Source organism: Lactobacillus equicursoris DSM 19284 = JCM 14600 = CIP 110162, assembly GCF_001434815.1.
Taxonomy (GTDB): Bacteria; Bacillota; Bacilli; order Lactobacillales; family Lactobacillaceae; genus Lactobacillus; species Lactobacillus equicursoris.
Map to the genome: position 1 here is coordinate 1 of NZ_AZDU01000093.1, position 2,073 is coordinate 2,073.

General features: G+C 45.8%; 2 protein-coding genes. Both read left to right on the forward strand.

What is annotated here, in order from left to right:
• Window positions 1-170: 170 nt before the first annotated feature.
• Window positions 171-734 carry an RNA polymerase sigma factor gene (locus tag FC20_RS09385; protein WP_008461859.1) on the forward strand — a complete coding sequence of 188 codons (564 nt, stop codon included), beginning with the start codon at window positions 171-173 and terminating at the stop codon, window positions 732-734.
• Between the two features lie 13 nt (window positions 735-747).
• A complete protein-coding gene (locus tag FC20_RS09390; RefSeq protein WP_008461860.1) occupies window positions 748-1,626 on the forward strand; it encodes an RsiV family protein in 879 nt (292 codons plus the stop codon).
• Window positions 1,627-2,073 lie beyond the last annotated feature (447 nt).

A 2,073-nucleotide genomic window follows, 5' to 3' on the forward strand; every position in this document is an offset into this window, starting at 1 on the left:
AAAGTCAATGCCTTAACTTAATGACATTGCTTTGGAGGTTCTTTTTCTTTTGCCAAAAATTTTTTCGAAAAAAATCTGCTAAAGTGTAACCTGAGAGAATTAATGGTGTCTATTAGGGTGAGGAGATGAAAGGACCTCGAAAAACAAAAAGCTACAGATTGGAGAAGACAGTGAGAGAATCGGAGATTATCGCGCTCTTCTTTGCCAGAGATGAAGCAGCGCTCACTTCTGTCCAAGAAGATTACGGCGCATATTGCAGCACGATTGCCCGCAACATCTTAGCGGATCAAGAGGATGTCAAGGAATGCGTTAATGATACCTGGCTGAAGGCTTGGGAGACCATCCCGCCGAATAAGCCGCAAAGCCTGCTCGCCTACTTAGGCCGGATTACCAGAAACCACGCCATCAACATGGTTCGGAATCAAAACCGGCAAAAGCGAGCCGGCAACAAATATACCGTCGCGCTGGATGAACTTGGAGAAGCGGCAGCAGCGGCAGATGACAATCGTGAGCTGGAAGGGATTGGCACGAGCAAGTTAGCGGAGATCATTAATGAATTCTTGGAGCAGCTTCCTAAGGAGAAGCGGATCATTTTTGTCAGACGCTATTTTTACATGGATGCAGTTGCGGACATTGCGGCCAGCAACGGCTTGACCGAATCGAGTGTTAAGGTCAGCCTGATGCGGATGCGGCGGCAATTAGGCAGGAAATTGAAAGAGTATAGATTTATTTAGGGAGCAGATCACAATGGAAAACAAAGATTTAATGAATGCGATGGGGCAAATCAAGGTTGATTACATCAAAGAAGCTGCGGAAAATCGGGCGCAAAAGCAGACCTCGAATATCGTTAGCTTGCACCAAGCCAAGGCTAAGCGGGGGATTGTCAAGCTGGTTGGCGGGATCGCTGCCGCCTTCCTTTTGAGCGTGGCCTTGCCAAACACCACCCCGCAAGTGGCCCGCGCCATGCAGGAATTGCCAGGGATTGGCAGCTACTTCAAGCTGGTTACCTTTAGAAACTACAGCTACGAAAGCAAGACCCACTCAGCTGACGTATCCGTTTCTAAGGTAAAGACGGTCAAGTCCAGCGACAAGACGACTGCTAAGCAAGCTCAAGAGTCCACGACGGCCATCAACCAAGCCATTGCCGAGGAAACTAACAAGGAAATTGCGGCCTTTAAGAAGTCACTGAAGGAAAAGGGCTACGGCAGCTTGACGGTGAAGACTAATGTGGTAACCAACAACACTAACTGGTACGTCTTCCGCTTGTCAACCACGGTGTCAAAGGCTGACAGCATGACGACCAGCCAATACTACGTTTTGAGCAAGAAGACTGGCAAGCAGGTCACTTTAAGTGGGATGTTCAAGTCCGGATACCGGAAGGCTTTTAGCAAGTACATCATTGCCCAAATGGAACAGGCGATGAAGAAGGACAAGAACAAGTCTTACTTCATCAAGGCCAAGGGCGATATCGACGGCTTCAGCCAAATCAAGGCTAAGCAAAACTTCTACATCAACAAGAAGAACCAGCTGGTAATCGTCTTTGACCAAGGTGAAGTGGGTCCAATGTCCATGGGCGCTCAAAGCTTTGTCATCCCAAGCAAGCTGGTTGCCAAGTGGCGAAAGTAATTTTTCAGGAGATTTTTAACTTTGAAGTTTGAGAAGCCGTATGTTGGGCCGATCCTGATTGTGCTGCTCAACTGCGCATACATTTATTTGTCCACTATTCCTTATGGATGGTACGCAAATTATTGGTTTTAGAAGTGATTATCCAGGAACTATGTTTCCTGGATTTTATTTTGAAAAAATTTGGGATATTTTCCCGGTGAAAAAAGGCAAATTCGGAACAATTTGTTTACCTTTGTGGGTGATAATCGGAATATGTCTGAACAATTTGGATCAGGCGAGTAGGTAGCTAAAAACAACCTTGCCGGGTGTTTATCATCAATTACAGACAAAAAGACTGATTTGACGAATTGATTTAAACGAGTATACTAATACTTGTTGTCGAGGCGAGCAAGCAGCTCTCCGGAGACACGAAAAATTAAATCCAAAAACTTGTTGACAAATTCTTAA

What these genes read in the sequence shown, in the direction of transcription:
- FC20_RS09390 (WP_008461860.1), top strand. Translation starts at nt 748, where the DNA reads ATGGAAAACAAAGATTTAATGAATGCGATGGGGCAAATCAAGGTTGAT.